The 18,790-nt window shown below is 74.2% G+C and carries 14 protein-coding genes; 11 read left to right on the top strand and 3 right to left on the bottom strand.

Annotation, left to right across the window (positions count from 1 at the left end):
* The first annotated feature begins 10 nt into the window (after positions 1 to 10).
* On the top strand, positions 11 to 1,561 hold the full coding sequence (locus tag ACFU7Y_RS19810) for an MFS transporter (protein ID WP_380769039.1): 1,551 nt from the start codon (positions 11 to 13) through the stop codon (positions 1,559 to 1,561).
* Between the two features lie 52 nt (positions 1,562 to 1,613).
* Here the strand turns inward: ACFU7Y_RS19810 and ACFU7Y_RS19805 are convergent, their stop codons facing one another.
* Positions 1,614 to 2,132: a GNAT family N-acetyltransferase gene (locus tag ACFU7Y_RS19805; RefSeq protein ID WP_224282931.1), complete on the bottom strand. Its 519-nt coding sequence runs from the start codon at positions 2,130 to 2,132 to the stop codon at positions 1,614 to 1,616.
* Between the two features lie 46 nt (positions 2,133 to 2,178).
* Between ACFU7Y_RS19805 and thpR the strand changes: the two genes are divergently transcribed.
* Complete coding sequence (thpR, locus tag ACFU7Y_RS19800) at positions 2,179 to 2,766, top strand: RNA 2',3'-cyclic phosphodiesterase (protein WP_380769036.1); 588 nt, start codon at positions 2,179 to 2,181, stop codon at positions 2,764 to 2,766.
* A gap of 240 nt (positions 2,767 to 3,006) precedes the next feature.
* Here the strand turns inward: thpR and serC are convergent, their stop codons facing one another.
* Both serC and ACFU7Y_RS19790 read right to left on the bottom strand, forming a co-directional pair.
* Positions 3,007 to 4,125: a phosphoserine transaminase gene (gene serC / locus ACFU7Y_RS19795; protein WP_224282933.1), complete on the bottom strand. Its 1,119-nt coding sequence runs from the start codon at positions 4,123 to 4,125 to the stop codon at positions 3,007 to 3,009.
* A gap of 152 nt (positions 4,126 to 4,277) precedes the next feature.
* Positions 4,278 to 5,378 carry a citrate synthase 2 gene (locus ACFU7Y_RS19790; RefSeq protein ID WP_224282934.1) on the bottom strand — a complete coding sequence of 367 codons (1,101 nt, stop codon included), beginning with the start codon at positions 5,376 to 5,378 and terminating at the stop codon, positions 4,278 to 4,280.
* 417 nt (positions 5,379 to 5,795) lie between these two features.
* Here ACFU7Y_RS19790 and pdxH point away from each other — a divergent pair, with 417 nt between their 5' ends.
* The 9 genes from pdxH to ACFU7Y_RS19745 all read left to right on the top strand — a co-directional run bounded on the left by pdxH (position 5,796) and on the right by ACFU7Y_RS19745 (position 18,748).
* Positions 5,796 to 6,428: a pyridoxamine 5'-phosphate oxidase gene (pdxH, locus tag ACFU7Y_RS19785; protein WP_224282936.1), complete on the top strand. Its 633-nt coding sequence runs from the start codon at positions 5,796 to 5,798 to the stop codon at positions 6,426 to 6,428.
* Between the two features lie 144 nt (positions 6,429 to 6,572).
* Entirely contained in the window at positions 6,573 to 6,764 is a 192-nt protein-coding gene (fxsA, locus tag ACFU7Y_RS19780) for an FxSxx-COOH cyclophane-containing RiPP peptide (RefSeq protein WP_049656076.1), read from the top strand.
* 240 nt (positions 6,765 to 7,004) lie between these two features.
* Positions 7,005 to 8,411, top strand: a complete 1,407-nt coding sequence (locus tag ACFU7Y_RS19775; protein ID WP_380769033.1) for a TIR-like protein FxsC — start codon at positions 7,005 to 7,007, stop codon at positions 8,409 to 8,411.
* Positions 8,401 to 12,414, top strand: a complete 4,014-nt coding sequence (gene fxsT, locus ACFU7Y_RS19770) for an FxSxx-COOH system tetratricopeptide repeat protein (RefSeq protein WP_224284404.1) — start codon at positions 8,401 to 8,403, stop codon at positions 12,412 to 12,414. Before ACFU7Y_RS19775 ends, fxsT begins: the two co-directional genes overlap by 11 nt.
* A 35-nt stretch (positions 12,415 to 12,449) precedes the next feature.
* Positions 12,450 to 13,655 carry an FxsB family cyclophane-forming radical SAM/SPASM peptide maturase gene (locus ACFU7Y_RS19765; protein ID WP_380769031.1) on the top strand — a complete coding sequence of 402 codons (1,206 nt, stop codon included), beginning with the start codon at positions 12,450 to 12,452 and terminating at the stop codon, positions 13,653 to 13,655.
* A gap of 147 nt (positions 13,656 to 13,802) precedes the next feature.
* Entirely contained in the window at positions 13,803 to 14,870 is a 1,068-nt protein-coding gene (locus ACFU7Y_RS19760) for an aKG-HExxH-type peptide beta-hydroxylase (protein WP_380769029.1), read from the top strand.
* Positions 14,871 to 15,228: 358 nt separating this feature from the next.
* Positions 15,229 to 15,414, top strand: a complete 186-nt coding sequence (locus ACFU7Y_RS19755) for a hypothetical protein (protein ID WP_224285014.1) — start codon at positions 15,229 to 15,231, stop codon at positions 15,412 to 15,414.
* Positions 15,415 to 15,470: 56 nt separating this feature from the next.
* Complete coding sequence (locus ACFU7Y_RS19750) at positions 15,471 to 17,876, top strand: FxsB family cyclophane-forming radical SAM/SPASM peptide maturase (protein ID WP_380769027.1); 2,406 nt, start codon at positions 15,471 to 15,473, stop codon at positions 17,874 to 17,876.
* Positions 17,877 to 18,034: 158 nt separating this feature from the next.
* Positions 18,035 to 18,748: an aminoglycoside N(3)-acetyltransferase gene (locus ACFU7Y_RS19745; RefSeq protein ID WP_224279532.1), complete on the top strand. Its 714-nt coding sequence runs from the start codon at positions 18,035 to 18,037 to the stop codon at positions 18,746 to 18,748.
* Positions 18,749 to 18,790 lie beyond the last annotated feature (42 nt).

Below are 18,790 nucleotides of genomic sequence, written 5' to 3'. Positions count from 1 at the left end.
GGCCCCCGCCATGGCCGTCGCGCCACGAGGGGAGACCACCGTGACACCGCCGGCCGCAGCCAGCGCCGCCGCCATCCGTACCGACGACCCGACCGCCGACCCCGCCGCGGCCAGTGCCGCAGCCGCCGACGCCCAGGCCCCCGCTCCCACGGGACTGCCCGGCAACGGCGACGACGACCCCGACGAACGCACCGCGGCGGACTCCGCCGCTCAGGGCCGAACCCACTCGGCCTCATCTCCCACAGGTGCCGATTTCACCCGACCCGGGGGGATGTTCTCCTCGCTGCGCGTTCGCAACTACCGCTACTACTTCGCCGGCCAGGTGGTGTCCAACACCGGAACCTGGATGCAGCGGATCGCCCAGGACTGGCTGGTGCTGAGCCTCACCGGCAGCCCGCTCGCGGTCGGCATCACCACCGCCATGCAGTTCCTGCCGATGCTGCTGCTCGGCCTGTTCGGCGGCGTGCTCGCGGACCGGATGCCCAAGCGCCGGCTGCTGGTGTTCACCCAGGGCGCGATGGGCCTGCTGGCCGCCGGCCTCGCGGCGCTGACCATCGGCGGCGTGGTGACGCCGTACTACGTGTACGCCTTCGCGCTGCTGCTCGGCCTGGTCACTGTGGTGGACAACCCGACCCGGCAGGCCTTCGTCTCCGAGATGGTCGGTCCCAAGGACCTCGCCAACGCCGTCAGCCTGAACGCCGCCAACTTCCAGACCGCCCGGCTGGTCGGCCCCGCCGTCGCGGGCCTGCTGATCGCCGCGGTCGGCAGCGGCTGGGCGTTCGCCGTCAACGCACTGTCCTTCGCCGCCGTGATCGGCGGGCTGCTCGCGATGCGGGAGGCCGAACTGCGCCCGACCGAGCCGATCGCCCGCGAGAAGGGGCAGCTGCGCGAGGGCCTGCGGTACGTCAGGGAGCGGCCCGAGCTGCTCTGGCCGATGGTGCTGGCCGGGTTCATCGGCACCTTCGGCTTCAACTTCCCGACGCTGCTCTCCGGCTTCGCGTACGACACCTTCAAGGTGGGCGCGGGCCAGTACGGCCTGCTGAACACCGCGATGGCGATCGGCTCGCTGACGGGCGCGCTGCTCGCGGCCCGCCGGGGCGCGCCGCGGCTTCGCCGGCTGGTCGGCGCGGCGCTGGCCTTCGGCACGCTGGAGGTGGTCGCCGCGTTCGCGCCGGACTACTGGACCTTCGCGCTGCTGCTGATGCTGGTCGGGGTCTTCGGGCTGAGCTTCAACACCTCGGTCAACTCCTCGCTCCAGCTGGCCACCGACCCGGAGATGCGCGGCCGGGTGATGGGCCTGCTGGTGCTGGTCTTCACCGGCGGCACGCCGGTCGGCGCCCCGATCGTCGGCTGGGTGACCGCCTCGTACGGGCCCCGGCTCGGCCTGCTGGCCTGTGGGCTGGTGTCCGCGGCTGCGGCCGGCGTGGTCGGCCTGGTGCTGGCCCGCAGCGCGGACCTGCGGGTGCGGTTCGACCTGCACCCGGGCCGCGGCGGCCGGGTGGTGGCCTTCGTGCCGCGGACCGGTCCGGCGCGCAAGACCGAGCTGGCCACTGCCTGCTGATCGATCACCAGGAACCCCCGGAGTCCCGACTCCGGGGGTTTCCGGCGTTGCGTCAGAGGCGGATGGCCAGCACCTGGCCCGGCCAGACGCCGGCCGGCTGCTCGACCTCGAAGCTCTCGGTCTCGGTGAAGCCGAGCGCCCGGTACCGGGCGACCAGCTTGCGGTCCGCGCCGCCGTAGCAGTCCACCCGCAGCAGGCCGATGCCTCGCCGACGGGTCTCCTCGATCGCGTCGGCGATCAGCGCCGCGCCGATGCCCGAGCCCTTGCGGCTGCGGTCGGTGACCAGGTTGCGGACGTACAGCTCGCGCTCGTCCACGGCGGGGATCCACCGGCCTCGGTCCTCGGAGAGCACGCAGCAGCCGACCGTGCGGCCGTCGTCGTCCACGGCGAGGCGGATCAGGAAGGGTTCGGCGGCGTACGAGGAGACCTGGTCGACCCGGGCCGGGATGGTGCTGAACGGCTGGTCGCCCCACTGGCCGGTGCGGTCCTGGCCGGCCAGCCAGGCCACGGCGTCGTCGAGCAGGGCGAGGATGTCGGGGACGTCCGCGGGACCCCCGTTGCGGATCTTCATGGATAGACGTTCTACTCCAAGCGGCCGGCGGAGGGAAGATGGGCTCATGAGGCTGTTCGTGGCGGTCGTCCCGCCGGTCGCGGCGCTGCAGGGGCTCGCCGACGCGGTCGCGCCGGTGCGCGGGCTGCCCGGGGCGGACCGGCTGCGCTGGACCACCGTCGAGGGCTGGCACCTCACCCTGGCGTTCCTCGGCCAGGTGCCGGCCGAGCGGCTGCCGGAGCTGGAGACGGGCCTGGCCGCCGTCGCCGAGGTGCACCCGGTGCACCGGCTGCGGATCGCGGGCTCCGGCCGGTTCGGCGACCGGGTGCTCTGGGCCGGGGTGGAGGGGCAGACCTGGGCGCTGCGCCGGCTTGCGGAGGCGGTCGCCGAGGCCACCGTCGAGGTCACCGGGGACACCGACGACTTCGCCTTCCACCCGCACGTCACCCTGGCCCGGGCCGGCTCCCACCGCGGCCACCGGCGGGCCGTCCTGCGGGTCGCCGCGGCCGAGCTGGACGCGCTGGCGGCGGCACTGGCGGAGTACCGGGGGCCGGAGTGGGAGGCCGCCGAGCTGCACCTGATGAAGAGCGACCCGGACGGCGGCTCCGCCCAGTACGAGTCGCTGCGCTCCTGGGAGCTGGCGGACTGGGGCTGAGGTCCCCGGGAGGCCCGGGGCAGGGCCCGGGAGCAGTCCTGCGTGAGCCGGAGGTACGCTCGTTGACCGTGGATCCCAAGACTCGTATGCGCATCGTCTCCGGCACCCTGGTGCTGATGCTGGTCGTCGTGCTGATCAGCTCGCTGGTCGGCCGCTAGCCGGTCGGGCCCCGGCCCCGGAACGGCGAGAGGGCCACCGCCTGTCGGCGGTGGCCCTCGGCCGTGTCGTCGGGGGGCCGGGTCAGAGCTGCTCGACCACGTAGTCGATGCAGCGGGTGAGCGCCTCGACGTCCGCCGGGTCGATCGCCGGGAACATCGCGATGCGCAGCTGGTTGCGGCCCAGCTTGCGGTACGGCTCGGTGTCCACGATGCCGTTGGCACGCAGTGCCTTGGCGACCGCGGCGGCGTCCACCGACTCGTCGAAGTCGATGGTGCCGACCACCTGGGAGCGCTCCTCCGGGTTCGCCACGAAGGGGGTGGCGAAGGAGGACTTCTCGGCCCAGGAGTACAGCCGGGACGAGGAGTCGGCGGTGCGGGCGACCGCCCAGTCCAGCCCGCCGTTGCCGTTCAGCCACTCCAGCTGGTCGGCCAGCAGGAAGAGGGTGGAGAGCGACGGGGTGTTGTACGTCTGGTCCTTCGACGAGTTGTCGATGGCCGTCGGCAGCGAGAAGAACGGCGGGATGTAGCGGCCGGAGCCGGCGATCTCGGCGGCGCGCTCCAGGGCGGCCGGGGAGAAGGTGGCCAGCCACAGGCCGCCCTCGGAAGCGAAGGACTTCTGCGGGGCGAAGTAGTAGACGTCCGTCTCGGTGATGTCCACCGGCAGGCCGCCGGCGCCCGAGGTGGCGTCCACCAGGACCAGCGAGCCCTCGTCCGCGCCGGCCGGGCGCCTGATCGGCATCGCGACGCCGGTCGAGGTCTCGTTGTGGGTGAGCCCGTAGACGTCCACGCCGGCCTCGGCGACCGGCAGCGGGTGGGTGCCCGGGGCGGTCTTGATCACGGTCGGCTCGCCGAGCCACGGCGCGGCCTTGACCGAGGAGGCGAACTTCGAGGAGAACTCGCCGAAGTCCAGGTGCTGGGACTTCTCCCGCACCAGGCCGAAGGCGGCGATGTCCCAGAAGGCGGTGGAGCCGCCGTTGCCGAGGACGACCTGGTAGCCGTCCGGCAGCGAGAACAGGCTGCTCACGCCCTCGCGCACGCGCTTGACCAGGTTCTTGACCGGGGCCTGGCGGTGCGAGGTGCCGAGCAGGGAGGTCTGGGTGGCGGCGAGGGCACTCAGGGCCTCGGGGCGCACCTTGGACGGTCCGCAGCCGAAACGGCCGTCTGCGGGCTTGATGTCAGCGGGGATCTGGATCTGAGCCACGCGCGCAGCCTACCGGCCGCGGACTCGGCGGGGGTACGGCAGTCCGCCCGCTGAGACTGTGGTCCCGGTTGCCCCGAGACGACGGAGAGCGGGCCCGGCCGGAGCCGGACCCGCTGCTCAGGGGCACTGTCCGGACGCTCGTCCGGTATCCGTCAGTGGGTGATGGCGTCCCAGCCCTCGATCTCCTCGGGGCGGCGCGGGCCGGGGCCGATGTAGCGCGCGGAGGGGCGCACGAGTCGGCCCGTGCGCTTCTGCTCCAGGATGTGCGCCGACCAGCCGGCGGTGCGCGCGCAGGTGAACATCGAGGTGAACATGTGCGCCGGGACCTCGGCGAAGTCCAGCATGATGGCGGCCCAGAACTCGACGTTGGTGGCCAGCACGCGGTCGGGGCGGCGGTTGTGCAGCTCCTCCAGCGCGGCCTTCTCCAGGGCCTCGGCGACCTCGAAGCGCGGCGCGCCGAGCTCCTTGGCGGTGCGGCGCAGCACCCGGGCGCGCGGGTCCTCGGCGCGGTAGACGCGGTGGCCGAAGCCCATCAGGCGCTCGCCCTTGTCCAGGGCGTTCTTGACCCAGGCGGTGGCGTCGCCGGTGCGCTCGATCTCCTCGATCATGCCGAGCACGCGGGACGGCGCGCCGCCGTGCAGCGGGCCGGACATCGCGCCGACCGCGCCGGAGAGGGCGGCCGCGACGTCGGCGCCGGTGGAGGCGATGACCCGGGCGGTGAAGGTGGAGGCGTTCATGCCGTGCTCGGCGGCCGAGGTCCAGTAGGCGTCGACGGCCTTGACGTGCTTCGGGTCCGGCTCGCCGCGCCAGCGGATCATGAACCGCTCGACGACCGTCTCGGCCTTGTCGATCTCGCTCTGCGGGACCATCGGCAGGCCCTGGCCGCGGGCCGACTGGGCGACGTAGGAGAGCGCCATGACGGCGGCCCGGGCGAGGTCGTCGCGGGCCTGCTCGGCGTCGATGTCCAGCAGCGGCTTGAGGCCCCAGACCGGGGCGAGCATGGCGAGCGCCGACTGCACGTCGACCCGGATGTCGCCGGAGTGCACCGGGATCGGGAACGGCTCGGCGGCCGGCAGGCCGGGGTTGAACTTGCCGTCCACCAGCAGGCCCCAGACGTGGCCGAAGGAGACGCTGCCCACCAGGTCGTCGATGTCGACACCGCGGTACCGCAGGGCGCCGCCCTCACGGTCGGGTTCGGCGATCTCGCTCTCGAACGCGACGACTCCCTCAAGCCCGGGTACGAAATCGGACATGCGACGGCTCCTTCAGTTCTGCGATCGGCGCTCCGCCGTGGTGGGGCGGCGCGCCAGTGACCGAATGGTGTTTGGCACTCGGTGCCAGAGTGACAGGCACGGGGTGCATTGCGCCATACACCACCGTGGTGATGTTTGCCGTGGGCCCGCTTGACTTTCCCGCCGGGGGCACGGTGCTGCCCGGGAACGCCTGGAACCAAACGCCCGGTTCAGGACAATTACCCACAGGGTGGGCGGCCAAGCGGTGGCGGGCCACCGTATCTCCCGCGGAGGTTTGTCCGGAGGTAGCGGTGCCCGTCGCTTGTCGTACGGGATGATGTTGACGTGCAGACCCCGGATCGCGCCAAGCCGACGCCCCCGAGCCCCGCCAACCGGACCCTGGCCGAGGAGGCCCGTCCCGGCCCGGACCTCACCGTGATGCGCAAGCACTACAGTCACGAGGGCCTGGTCGAGGAGCAGCTCGCGCCCGAGCCCATCGGCCAGTTCACCCGCTGGTTCCACGAGGCGGACGAAGCCGGAGTGGTGGAGCCCAACGCGATGGTGCTCTCCACCGCCGACGCCGAGGGGCGGCCCAGCTCGCGCACTGTCCTGCTCAAGGGATACGACCTGCGCGGCTTCGTGTTCTTCACCAACTACGGCTCCCGCAAGGGCTCCGAGCTGGCCGCCAACCCGTACGCGGGACTGCTGTTCCCGTGGATCGCGCTGGCCCGCCAGGTGATCGTCCAGGGCCGGGTGGAGAAGGTCGGCCGGGACGAGACCGCCGCCTACTTCCGCACCCGCCCGCACGGCTCCCAGCTGGGCGCCTGGGCCAGCGAGCAGTCCAGTCCGGTCGGCGGCCGGGAGGTCCTCGAACAGCGCTACGCCGAGTTGGAGCGCCGCTACCCGGAGGGCGAGGGAGTGCCCGTCCCGCCGTTCTGGGGCGGGTACCGGGTCGTCCCGCAGAGCGTCGAGTTCTGGCAGGGCCGGGAGAACCGGCTGCACGACCGGCTCCGCTACGTCGTCGACCCGGCCGGCCCGACGGGGTGGCGGGTGGAGCGGCTCTGCCCGTGATCCGTTCGGCCCACAGGCTCCGCGACGCGCCCGCGCGGAGCTGATGGACCGTCACACCTCGGGTGTAGGATGCCCGTCGCGGACCTGGGTCGATGCAATTCCGGCCGGCGGCCCGCTGTGCCGACACGATCGAGTGAGGGACTGATGGGCGTCACCGGTGCGGAAACCGCCGCTGGACTCGGCTCTGACCTGGTCGACGTCGCCGCCCTGCCGCTCGACGAACTCGACGCCCTGCCCGATACCGTCCTCGGCGACCTGCTGCGCCGGGTGGTCGCGGACGCCCTGACCCCCGGCGCGGAGCCGCTCGCCGCCTTCCAGTCGGCGCTCGACCGGTAGCGCGTCGCCCGGCGCCCGCGCCCCCTCGCCCGGCGCGCCGATCCGGCAGGCGCCCGCGCCCCCGTCGGCGCGCCCCCGAGCGCCGGAGCGCCCCCGGCCGGGGTTGGTGCGCCTGACCACCGGCTAAACCCCACGAGGCGGCCGAATCCGCCAACTCGCCAGCGTGGGCGGTGGAGTTCACGACATGCTGGGGTATGAAACCAGCGCCGTCGCGGACGTCGGGCACGGGGGGAACAGGTGATGGAGCAGGAACAGCACCGGCCGTACTTCTTCTTCAGCTACGCGCGTCGTGACTTCGAGGCCGAGGACGTCTTCGTCAACCAGTTCTTCAACGACCTGAGGGACGAACTCGGCCGACTGGTCGGCACGGGCGTGCGCGTCGACGAACTGGCCTACCGGGACACCGAGCAGCTGCGCCTGGGCGACGACTGGGCCGAGCAGCTGGCCACGATGCTCGGCCGCAGCCGCACCATGATCGCGCTCTACTCCCCGGCCTACTTCGCCAGCCTCTACTGCGGCAAGGAGTGGACCGCCTTCCGCGGCCGGGTCCGCCGCCACCACGAGGACACCGGGGAGCTCATCTCGGCGCTCATCCCGGTGCTCTGGGAACCCGTCGAGCCGGGCGGGCTGGCCGACGAGGTGAACAAGATCCAGTGGGCCCAGCCGGACATGGGCGAGGCCTATGCCCGCCACGGCCTGCGGGCCCTGCTGCGCACCGCGCAGGGCGGGGCGTACGAACAGGTCGTCCGGGTGGTCGCGGAGCGGGTCCGGGACGCGGCCGCGCGCCGGCTCGGCGAGCTGCCCGAGTTCGACCTCGGCGCCGTGCGCGGCTACTTCCCGCCGCCGGCGGCGCCGCCCGTGGCGTCCACCCCCGGGATGGTGCGGCTGTTCATCGCGGCCGGGCGCGCCTCGGAGGCCGCCGCCGAGGGAGGCTCCTACACGGGCGGCTGGTACGGCGCCAAGCCGTGGCACTGGGCGCCGTACCACCCGCCCACCCAGCCGTCCCTGGCGGCCCGCGCCCAGCAGGTGATCACCGGCGCCGGGCACACCACCACGCTGGAGGAGATCGACGCAGCCCTCGCCGACAAGCTCGACCAGGCCCGGGAGGACAGTCAGGTCAGCATCCTGCTGGTGGACCCGTGGGTGGCGGGCGGCGAGCGCTACCGGTCGGCGCTGCGCGCCTACGACGAACAGAACCACCCGGTCACCGGAGTGATGGTGCCCACCGGCAGCGACGACCCGGCCGACGGGCCGGGGCGCGATGCGCTCTGGGCGGGCGTGCGCGACGTGTTCCGGCGCAACTGGCTGCGCCGGAGCGACCTGGAGCACTTGTTCCGGGTCAAAGTGAGCCGGGAGAGCTTCGACACCGACCTCACCATCATGGTGACGGTCGCTCAGAACAAGCTCATGGACGACAACCTGGATTGGGGAGACGATGGCGGCGACGCCTTCGGCTTCGGCCCGGGCGGCGGCCCGGACGCCGGCCCGGCGATGCCCGGGCTGGCCATCCCGGCCGGCCCGCCGGGGCCCCTGTGGGGACCCGCGCGCGTCGACCGGGGCCTGCCGGGTTCCACGGACCTGCCGCACCAGAGCCGGGGCAAGGACACCGCTGTCCCGCTGAGGGGGGAGAAGAACGATGACCACTGAGCCCGGCGCAGAGCTGGAGCGCGGCGGACCGGGATCGGTCGTCACGTTCTACTCCTTCAAGGGCGGCACCGGCCGCACCATGGCGCTCGCCAACGTCGGCTGGATCCTCGCCAGCCGCGGCCTGCGCGTCCTGGTCGTCGACTGGGACCTGGAGGCGCCCGGCCTCCACCGCTACTACCACCCGCTGCTGGTCGACCCGGAACTGCACTCCACCGACGGCCTGATCGACCTGCTGCGCTCCTACGTCAAGCAGGCGCTGCCCTCCGCCACCGGGCCGGTCGGGCAGTCCCCGGCCGCCTGGCTGGACGAGCCCGGGCGGCTGGACGGCTACGTCTGCGGCCTCGCCCTCGACCTGCCGCCCGGCGGCCGGCTCGACTTCCTGCCCGCCGGCCGGCAGAACGCCGCCTACGCCGCCGCCGTCACCAGCTTCAACTGGCGCAGCTTCTACCACGGCCGGGACATCCGCGGCGGCGAGTTCCTGCGCGAGCTGCGCGAACGCTGGGCCCGCGGCTACGACTACGTGCTCATCGACAGCCGCACCGGTGTCAGCGACACCTCCGGTATCTGCACCGTCCTGATGCCCGACACCGTGGTGGACTGCTTCACCTTCAGCGCTCAGAACATCCGCGGCGGTGTCGACGCCGCCCGCGCCATCGCCGAGGCCGAGGAGCGGGCGATCCGGGTCCTGCCGGTGCCGATGCGGGTCGAGGACGCCGAGCAGGAGCGCCTGGAGGCCGGCCGCGACTACGCCCGCGAGGCCTTCGCCCCCTACCTCGGCCGCTGGCTGGCCGGCGACCGCCGGGCCGGCTACTGGGCTGACGTCGAGGTGCCGTACAAGCCCTTCTACGCCTACGAGGAGGTGCCCGCCACCGTCGCCGACCGGCCGCAGGAGGCCCGCAGCCTGCTCAACGCCTTCGAGCGGCTGGCCGGCTGGATCACCGACGGCCGGGTCCGCACCCTGCGCCCGCTCACCGCCGAGACCCGCCGCCGGCTCTACGGTGCCTACCTGCGCTCCGCCCGCGCGGTGCCGCGCCAGGTGTTCGTCAGCTACGCGCCCGAGGACCGGATGTGGGCCGAGTGGGCCGCCGGGACGCTCACCCGCTTCGGCTACCAGACCTCCCTGCACAACGCCGCCGAGCCGTACGCCGGTCCCCGGCCGCCGGAGGTCTCCGGGCCCGTCGACGGCCAGGGCCGGCTGCTCGCGCTGCTCTCGCCCGAGTACACCGCGCTGCCCCGCGCCGCCGAGGTCTGGCAGCTCCTCCAGGGGCGCGAACTGGCCTCCGGTTCACCGGCGTTGGTCGCCTTCCGGCTCCAGGACCCGGACGAGCCGGTGCCCCGCCCGTTCGCCGGGCAGCCCGTGCCCGACCTGGTCCGCTCCTCCGCGGTCGGCGCCGAGTCCCAGCTCTACGCCGAACTCGGCCCGCCGCCCGGCAGCAGCCGCCAACCCGACACCGACAGCGGAGAGTTCGCCACCCCTGCGCGGTTCCCCGGCACCGCCCCGCAGGTCCAGGAGGCGCCCTCGCGCAATGCCGCCTTCATCGGCCGCGGCAAGCTGCTGGAACTGCTCCGCAACCGCTTCACCGGCGGTCCCGCCGCCGTGCTCAGCCAGGTGCTCTACGGCTTCGGTGGCGCCGGCAAGTCCCAGATCGCCGCCGAGTACGCGCACCGCTTCAAGGCCGCCTACGACGTGGTCTGGTGGGTGCCCGCCGAGGAACCCGCCAACATCCCGCAGAAGCTCGCCGAACTCGCGCCCCGGCTCGGTGTGCCCACCAGCGACGACGTCGCGCACACCGCCGCCGCCGTGCTCGACGCGCTGCGCCGCGGCCAGCCGTACCGCCGCTGGCTGCTCGTCTTCGACAACGCCGGGACCCCCGAGGAGCTCGCCCCCTGGCAGCCGGCCGGCTCCCCGGGCGGGCACGTGCTGATCACCTCCCGCAACCAGGGCTGGGCCCGGCACGCCGGCCTGGTGGAGGTCGACGTCTTCCTCCGCGAGGAGAGCGTCCGGCTGCTGCGCCGCTTCAACGGCGGCCTCTCGTCGGAGGACGCCGACCAGGTCGCGCACCGCCTCGGCGACCTGCCGCTCGCCGTCGGCCAGGCCGCCGTCTGGCTCCAGGAGACGTCGATGCCGATCGCCACCTACCTCGAACTGCTCGACGAAGAGCTCACCGAGATGCTCGAACGCACCCGGCTGCGCGCCGCCGACTACCCGCACTCGGCCGCCGCGACCTGGCGCATCTCGGTCGAGGAACTGCGCCGGATGAACGCCCCGGCCGCCCAGATCCTGGAGATCTGCGCCTTCTTCGGCCCGGACGCCATCCCGATGCGGCTGCTCTACAGCCGGGCCGTCACCCGCGCCCTGCGGCTGCCCCCGCGCGCGCCCCGCGACAAGCTCGCGATCGGCGAGTTCCTGCGCGCCATCAACCGGTTCGGGCTCGCCCGCACCGACCAGGGCAGCGAGACCATCACCGTGCACCGGCTGGTCCAGGCGGTGTTGCGGGACCAGGTCGAGGAGGAGCGGCGGGCGGAACTGCGCAGCGTCGTCCACGCCGCGCTCGCCACCGCCAACCCCGGCGACCCGGACGTGCCCGTGAACTGGGCCGAGTACGCCGAACTCCTGCCCCACCTCTGGCCGTCCGGGGCGCTCGACAGCGCCGACGAGGACGTCCGGCAGTGGATCATCGACTCGGTCCGCTACCAGTGGAAGCGCAGCCTGCACGAGTCCGGGCGGGAACTGGCCGAGCGGACCCTGGATCACTGGCGCCAGGACGGCTACGGCGGGCCCGGCTTCGACGTCGACAACGACGCCCAGACGCTCATGCTGCGCACCCAGCTGAGCAACATCCGCCGCTCCCAGGGCGCCCTCCAGGAGGCGTACGAGATGGACCGGGACATCCTGGAGCGCTTCACCGCGACCCTGGGCCCGGAGCACTCGCACACCCTGGCCGTCGCCAACAGCCTCGGCGCCGACCTGCGCTTCCTCGGCCGCTACGACGAGGCCCGGGCGCTGGACCGCCGCACCCTGGACGCCGCCCGGCGCACCCTCGGCCCGGACCACCCGCGGACCCTGATGATCACCAACAACCTCGCCGTCTCCGACTACCTGGCCGGCGACCGCCGGGCCGCTCTGGAGCGGCACCGCAGCAACTACCTCCAGCAGCGCGACGCGCTCGGCGCGCACAGCCTCTACGCGCTCTCCTCGGCCTCCAACTACGCGCGCGACCTGCGCGAGACCGGGCGGCTGCGGGAGGCCCTGGACCTGCTGGAGGAGACCGTACGGATCTACCAGCAGACCATCGGCGACAGCCACACCGACACCCTGCGCGCCCGCAAGAACCTGGCTGTGGCGCTGCGCCGGGCCGGCCGGTACCACGAGGCCCTGGAGATCGACGAGGACATCTACCAGCGCTACCTGGACATCAACGGCGCCGAGCACCCCGACACCCTGGCCGCCGCCACCAACCTGGCCAGCGACCTCAATGCGCTCGGCGACACCGGGCGGGCGATACCGCTCGCCGAACGGGCGCTGGCGCGGTACCGCGACTACCTGGGCGAGACCCACCCGGTGACGCTGGCCGGTGCCAACAACCTCTCGGTGTACCTGCGGCTGGCGGGGCGCACCACGGAGGCGCGCGAGCTGTCCGGCCGCACGCTGGCGCAGTTCCGCACCGTCCTCGGCGCGCACCACCTCTACATCCCGATCGCGATGATGAACCACGCCAACGACCTGTCGCTGGCCGGGGAGCTCCAGGCCGCGCTCGACCTGGAGCTGGAGGCCGCGCCGCTGATGACCGAGGCCCTCGGCCAGGACCACTACGACTCCATCGGCATCAACTCCAACCTCTCGCTGTCGCTGGCCGCCCTCGGGTACACCGAGCGGGCCGCGGAGCTGCGGGCGGACTGCATCCGGCGGGCCCGGGTCACCCTGGGGGAGGAGCACCCGACGACGATCGCGGTGCGGGCCGGGACGCGGCTGGACTCGGACGTGGAGCCGCCGCACGTGTGACGGCCGGTCAGCGGAATTGCCCTAGGCTCGCGGTCATGGTGCCGTTCCGGCAGTTCCTGCTGAAGATCCACAGTCGGTGCAACCTGGCCTGCGACTACTGCTACGTGTACGAGGGGGCGGACCAGAGCTGGCGCGGGCGCCCGCGGCGGATGGAGCTCGTGACCGTCCGCCGCACCGCCCGGCGGATCGGCGAGCACGCGGCCGAGCACGGGTTGGACGAGGTGTCCGTGGTGCTGCACGGCGGCGAGCCGCTGCTCGTCGGTGCGGACCATCTGGACGCGCTGCTGGGAGAGTTGGCGGCCGTCGGCCCCCGGGTACGGTTCACCGTGCAGACCAACGGGCTGCGGCTGCTGGACGAACCGGCGCTGCTCGACGTGCTGCACCGCCACCGGGTCGCGGTCGGGGTCTCGCTGGACGGCACCCGGGCCGCCCACGACCGGCACCGCCGGCTGCCCTCCGGCGCGGGCAGCTGGGCGCGCACCGCCGAGGCGGTGCGGCTGCTCGGTTCGGACCGGCACCGGGAGCTGTTCGCCGGCCTGCTGTGCGTCGTCGACCTGGCGTCGGACCCGGTGGCCACCTACGAGGCGCTGCTGGAGTTCGCGCCGCCCCGGCTCGACCTGCTGCTGCCGCATGCGACCTGGCTTGAGCCGCCGCCGGGCGCCCGGCCGCGGCCGGTGGCGGACGCGCCGCCGTCGGGCGCGCAGGCCGCGCCGTACGGGCAGTGGCTGATCGCCGCGTTCGACCGCTGGTACGGCGCGCCGCGCCGGGAGACCGGGGTGCGGCTGTTCGAGGAGCTGGCGGTGCTGCTGCTCGGCGGGCGGGCGGCCAGCGAGGCGGTCGGGCTCGCGCCCGTCGACCTGGTGGTGGTCGAGACGGACGGGGCGATCGAGCAGGCGGACAGCCTCAAGGTGGCCTACGAGGGAGCCCCGGGGACCGGCCTAGACGTGTGGCGGCACGGCTTCGCGGAGGCGGCGGCGCACCCCGCCTTCCGGGCCCGCCAGCGCGGCCTCGCGGGCCTCGGACCGGTCTGTGCGGGCTGCCCGCTGGCCCGGGTCTGCGGCGGAGGCCTGTACGCGCACCGGTACGCGGGCGACGGCTTCGGACACCCGTCGGTGTACTGCGCGGACCTGGACCGGCTGATCCGGCACATCGCCGGGCGCCTGCGGGCGGGGGTGGCGGGGCTGACGGCGGCCGGGGCGCCGGGCGCGCCGGGGGCCGGACGGGCGCGCGCGGGGAGCTGAGGGCCGCTTCGGCTCACCCGTCCGGGTCATGCCCGGCCGCCGTCCGGCTGATCCGTCCCGACGCGGGGAGACTGCGGGCGGACCCGGCGGGTTGGGCGATGGGCCGGCCGACCGGGCCGGGAGCCGCACACACGAGGAGGAGGACCGGTGGCGGGTACGGGTGAGGTGGTGGCGGCCTGGGTGCCGGATGCGCGCGGGGCGGACGGGCTGCCCCGGCACGGCGTGGACCGGGCGACGTTCCGGGCGATCGCGGGCGCGCGCGGCGGGCCGGAGGCCGTCCGGCTGCTGCGCGGCGGGCAGTTGAGCAAGCGGGCGCTGCTGCTGCTGGCGCTGCGCCGGGCGGCGCCGGAGCACGACGGCTACCGGGAGGCGTACGCCAGGGTCCGGGCGCTGCAGCGGGACGACCGTGCGAGGTGGGAAGAGGTACTGCTGCGGCCCGAGTTGGACGCCTGGGCGGCCGACTGCCTGCGCGGCGTGACGGCGGGGGAGGGCGCTCCGCTCGGCGGGCTGGGCGAGTTCCTCCGCCCCGTTCCGGGCCCGGCCCTCGCGCTGGAGTGCGACGGGCTGCGCTGGGCGCCGTCGGTCGACCATGCCGGTCCGCGCCGGGTGGACTACGGGCGCCCGCCGGCCGGTCCGCTGCCGGACGGTGAACTCGCCCTCTGGGAGGAGCGGTTGGCCGAGACCTGGGACATCCTGGTGCGCCGCCACCGCCGTCACGCGCAGGCCGTCGCGGCCTGCGTGACCACCGTCGTACCGCTGCTGCCCGCCCCCAACGGGGCGACGGTCAGTGCCGCCGCCCGGCGGGCGTACGGTGCGGTGGCGGCCTCGCTGCCGGGCGATCCGGTGTCGCTGGCGCTGGCCCTGGTGCACGAGTTCCTGCACGTCCAACTCGGCGCCCTGCTGGACCTGGTGCCGCTGCACCGGCCCAACGGCCAGGCCGTCCACCATGCCCCCTGGCGGCCGGACCTGCGCCCGGCCGGGGCGCTGCTCCAGGGGGCGTACGCCCACCTGGGCGTGGCGGACTTCTGGCGGGCGGAGGCGGCCGCCGGGGCGGGCGACGCCGCCCGTGCGCACCGGGAGTTCGTGCGCTGGCGGACGCACACCCTGACCGCCGGGAAGACGCTCCTGGACTGCGGTGAACTGACGTCGAGCGGCGTGGAGTTCACCGGGGAGCTGGTGCGTGCCGTCCGGGAGCTCGGCGAGCCGGGGGAATGAATCCTTGGCGCCGGATGCTTGGCCGGATGGTGTGCTTCCCTGGGCACTCCCCGGGTGTGCCCAGGTCGTCGGCTCGGTTCCTGTCCGGGTGTGGTCTCCGGCGCTTGCCCCGGCGCTGTCCGGGTGCTCGCCCCGGGGCTGGTTCCGACGCGCTTCGGCGTGCGCCACGGCGAAGTGCGCGACCGCTGAACGGGTGAATTCTTGGGGTCCAGCGTGCTGTCATGCGACGTCGGCCGCCTGGGGAGCCCAACGTGAGTCCGCAAGGTGCCGCGCGGAGTCTTCGCGGGCACTACATTGGTCGCAACCGGGTGGGCCTACCCACCCTCGGCAGGTCCTAACCGCGCCTAAGGAAACGAACATGACTCCGGTAACCAGCACCAGGCCGGCCGGCAAGCTCACTGACCATCAGGAGACGCCGGAACGCCCCTCCCTCGCCGATCTCGCCGAGCTCGGCGCGGAAGAACTCGCCGCCCGCCTCCAGCGCGCGCTCCCCAGCGTGGACTCCGGCCTCGTGCCGGTCGCTGCCTTCAACTCCTCGATCTGACCCCACCCGGAAATCCGAGCGGAACCCAGACCGAGCAGACCGAACCGAACAGTCCCATGACGACGTCGACTCCGCTGCCGTTGACGCAGTTCGTGGTCAAGATGCACAGCAGGTGCGATCTGGCCTGCGACCACTGCTACGTCTACGAGCACGCGGACAGCAGCTGGCGTTCCCGGCCGAAGGTCATCGCGGACGGGATCCTGGCCAAGGCCGCCGAACGCATCGGCGAGCACGCGGCCGCCCACCGGCTGCCCGCCGTCCGGGTCGTCCTGCACGGGGGAGAACCCCTGCTCGCCGGCCCGGACCGCTTGCGCCGCGCCGCCGGGGCGCTCCGGGCGGCGCTCCCGCCCGGCTGCGCGCTCGACCTGCGCATCCACACCAACGGCGTGCTGCTGAGCCGGGACTTCTGCTCGCTGTTCGCGGAGCAGGACATCAAGGTCGGCATCTCGCTGGACGGCGACAAGGCCGCCAACGACCGCCACCGGCGGTTCGCCGACGGACGCAGCAGCCATCCGCAGGTGCTGCGGGCCGTCGCGTTGCTGAACGAGCCCGAGTACCGGCACCTGTTCGCCGGGCTGCTGTGCACCATGGACGTCGAGAACGACCCGGTGGCCGTGTACCGGGCGCTGGCCGAACTCCGCCCGCCCGCCGTGGACTTCCTGCTCCCGCACGCCACCTGGGACGAGCCGCCCAAGCGCCCCGCCGGGCTGGGCGCCACCCCGTACGCCGACTGGCTGCTGACCGTCCACAGGCTGTGGGAAACGGACGGGCGCCCGTTCGCCGTGCGGACCTTCGAGTCCGTGCACCGGACCCTGCGGGGGTTCTCCAGCCTCACCGAGTCGCTCGGCCTGGAGCCCTCCGACCTGGCGGTCCTGGAGACGGACGGGACCTTCGAGCAGGCCGACAGCCTGAAGACCGCGTACGACGGCGCGCCCGTCACCGGGATGAACGTCTTCGCGCACAGCCTCGACGACCTCGCCCGCCACCCCGGCATCGCCGCCCGCCAGTCCGGCCTGGCCGGACTGAGCGAGGCCTGCCGCGCCTGCTCCGTGGTCCGCTCCTGCGGTGGCGGGCTGTACGCCCACCGCTATCGGAGCGACGATGGAGGAGGCAGCTTCGACCATCCCTCCGTCTACTGCGGTGATCTCATGACGTTCATCAACGGCATTGCGGGGAGCGGGAGTCCGTCGGTCGTACCGGCGCAGGGGGCCACCGCCCCGGCGCCCGGCGCCGAGCTGCTGCTGCCCGGCGCGCTCACCCCGTCGCAACTCGACGAGCTCGCGCGCGGATACGGGAGCGCGGAGACCCTCGCCGCGCTCGGCCGCTCCCAACTCGCCCTCACCCGGGCGATGCTGGCCGCCGCCTGGGACGCCTCCGGACAGGGGCGGGCCGAGGCGTGGGCCCTGCTGGCGGAGCTCGACGTGGCGGCCCCCGCCGCCGTGGACACCGTGCTCGCCCACCCGTACGCCCGCGCCTGGGCGGCCCGCCGGCTCGCCGGCGACCTCCCGGTCGGGCTCGGCCCGCTGGCCGCGCTCGCCGCGGCGGCCGCGGTGCGGGCCGGACGGGGGGACGCGGTGGCGGTGCCCGTGCGGGGCGGGTGGCTGCACCTGCCGACGCTCGGGCGGATCGCCGTACCCGACGGCGAGGCCGTGGTCACCGGACGGGCCGACGGCTTCGAGGTGCGGGCGTCCGACGGCTCGGTGCACACCGCGTTGGACGAACCGCTGCGGCGGGTCCGGCTCGCCGACGGCTGGACGGTCGCCCTGGAGGACACCGACCCGCTGCGCGACTGCCACGACCACCCCGTCGCGGGCCGCCTGGCCGAGGGCGAACTGCTCGACTGGACCGGCGCGTTGCGCGAGGCCTGGGAACTGCTCGGGCGGGACCTGCCCGGGTACGCGGAGGGCATCCGGGCCGGCCTGGCGACGGTCACCCCGTTGCGGCCGGGCCCGACCGGCCGGGACGTCAGCTCGGCGGCCCGGCAGGCCTACGGCGCCGTCGGCATCGCCCGGCCGGCCACCGCGCCGACCCTCGCCCTGCTGCTCGCGCACGAGTTCCAGCACGTCAAGCTCGGCGCCGTGCTGGACCTGACCGACCTGTACGACCGTGCCGACTCCGCGCTGTACTTCGCCCCCTGGCGGCCCGACCCCCGGCCGCTCGAAGGGCTGCTCCAGGGCACGTACGCCCACCTGGCCGTCACCGAGTACTGGGGCACCCGCACCCTCGCGTACGACGGACTGCCGGGCACGGCCGCCGACCGGGCGCGCGAACAGTTCGCGCTCTGGCGGCGGTACACCGCCGAGGCCGTGGAGCGGCTGGCGTCGTCCGGGGCCCTGACCGGGACCGGCCTGCGCTTCGCCGACGGCATGCGTGCCACCGTCGCACCCTGGCTCGCCCTGCCGCTGCCCGCCGCCGCCGAGCAGGCGGCCGACCGGGCACGGCGGGAACGGGCCGGGGTCTGACCTCCCACTCGCGCCGCCCCGGGTCCTCCCTCGCCCGGGGCCCTCAACCCCGGGGAAACGCCATCCGCACCGAACCCCTCGGCGGCAGCGTCGCCGTCGCCTCCCCCGTTCACCCCCTCGTCCGCGACCTCGTCGACCTCGGGGTCCGCCCGGGCACGGTGCTGCACGTCCAGGCGTCCCTGCGCGCCCTCGGACCGGTGCCGGGCGGGGCGGCCGGTGTGGTCGAGGCCCTGCTCGACGTCCTGGGCCCCGACGGCACCTTGGTCGCCTACACCGCCACGCCCGAGAACTCCGCCACCTCCCGCATCCACCAGACCGCCATCGCCGGGCTCTCCCGGGCGGAGGTGGCCGACTACCAGGCCCGGATGCCCCGCTTCGATCCGGCGACCACCCCGGCGTCGCCCTCCATGGGGGCGCTGTCGGAGGCGATCCGCACCCACCCGGGCGCACTGCGGAGCCGGCACCCGCAGACCTCCTGGGCGGCTGTGGGCCGGTTCGCCCGGGAGGTCACCGAGCGCCACCCGCTGACCTCCCACCTCGGCCCGGAGTCGCCGCTCGGACGGCTCTACGAGCTGGACGCCCGGGTGCTGACGATCGGCGTCCCGATGGACCGCCTGACCGCCTTCCACCTGGCCGACCTCCGCATGCCCGACGTCCCCGTACGCGAGTACCGCTGCGTCGGCCCCGAGGGCTGGACCACCTTCCGGGCCCCAGAGCTGGACGACGTCCACTTCGGACCCCTCGGCGCCGAGGTCCTGAGCACCGCCCACGGCATCACCACCGCCCGCATCGGTACCGCCGACTGCCGCCTCGTCCCGGTCCGGGAGGCCGTCGACCTCGCCGAGTCCATCCTCCGCCGCAGCCGCCCCTGAAACCCGCCTCCCACCCCGCGGGCCCGCCGGTCCCCCGGGGGC

Origin of the sequence: Kitasatospora sp. NPDC057542 (assembly GCF_042801945.1) — a bacterium.
Lineage (GTDB): Bacteria > Actinomycetota > Actinomycetes > Streptomycetales > Streptomycetaceae > Kitasatospora.
Note: the sequence above shows the minus strand (reverse complement) of the source record. Positions and strands in the feature narration are given on the sequence as shown.

Bases quoted from the DNA above. Each gene is read 5' to 3' on its own strand.
- ACFU7Y_RS19810 (WP_380769039.1), top strand. From the start codon at position 11: ATGGCCGTCGCGCCACGAGGGGAGACCACCGTGACACCGCCGGCCGCA.
- ACFU7Y_RS19805 (WP_224282931.1), bottom strand. From the start codon at position 2,132: ATGAAGATCCGCAACGGGGGTCCCGCGGACGTCCCCGACATCCTCGCC.
- thpR (WP_380769036.1), top strand. From the start codon at position 2,179: ATGAGGCTGTTCGTGGCGGTCGTCCCGCCGGTCGCGGCGCTGCAGGGG.
- ACFU7Y_RS19790 (WP_224282934.1), bottom strand. From the start codon at position 5,378: ATGTCCGATTTCGTACCCGGGCTTGAGGGAGTCGTCGCGTTCGAGAGC.
- pdxH (WP_224282936.1), top strand. From the start codon at position 5,796: ATGCGCAAGCACTACAGTCACGAGGGCCTGGTCGAGGAGCAGCTCGCG.
- fxsA (WP_049656076.1), top strand. From the start codon at position 6,573: ATGGGCGTCACCGGTGCGGAAACCGCCGCTGGACTCGGCTCTGACCTG.
- ACFU7Y_RS19775 (WP_380769033.1), top strand. From the start codon at position 7,005: ATGGAGCAGGAACAGCACCGGCCGTACTTCTTCTTCAGCTACGCGCGT.
- fxsT (WP_224284404.1), top strand. From the start codon at position 8,401: ATGACCACTGAGCCCGGCGCAGAGCTGGAGCGCGGCGGACCGGGATCG.
- ACFU7Y_RS19765 (WP_380769031.1), top strand. From the start codon at position 12,450: ATGGTGCCGTTCCGGCAGTTCCTGCTGAAGATCCACAGTCGGTGCAAC.
- ACFU7Y_RS19755 (WP_224285014.1), top strand. From the start codon at position 15,229: ATGACTCCGGTAACCAGCACCAGGCCGGCCGGCAAGCTCACTGACCAT.
- ACFU7Y_RS19750 (WP_380769027.1), top strand. From the start codon at position 15,471: ATGACGACGTCGACTCCGCTGCCGTTGACGCAGTTCGTGGTCAAGATG.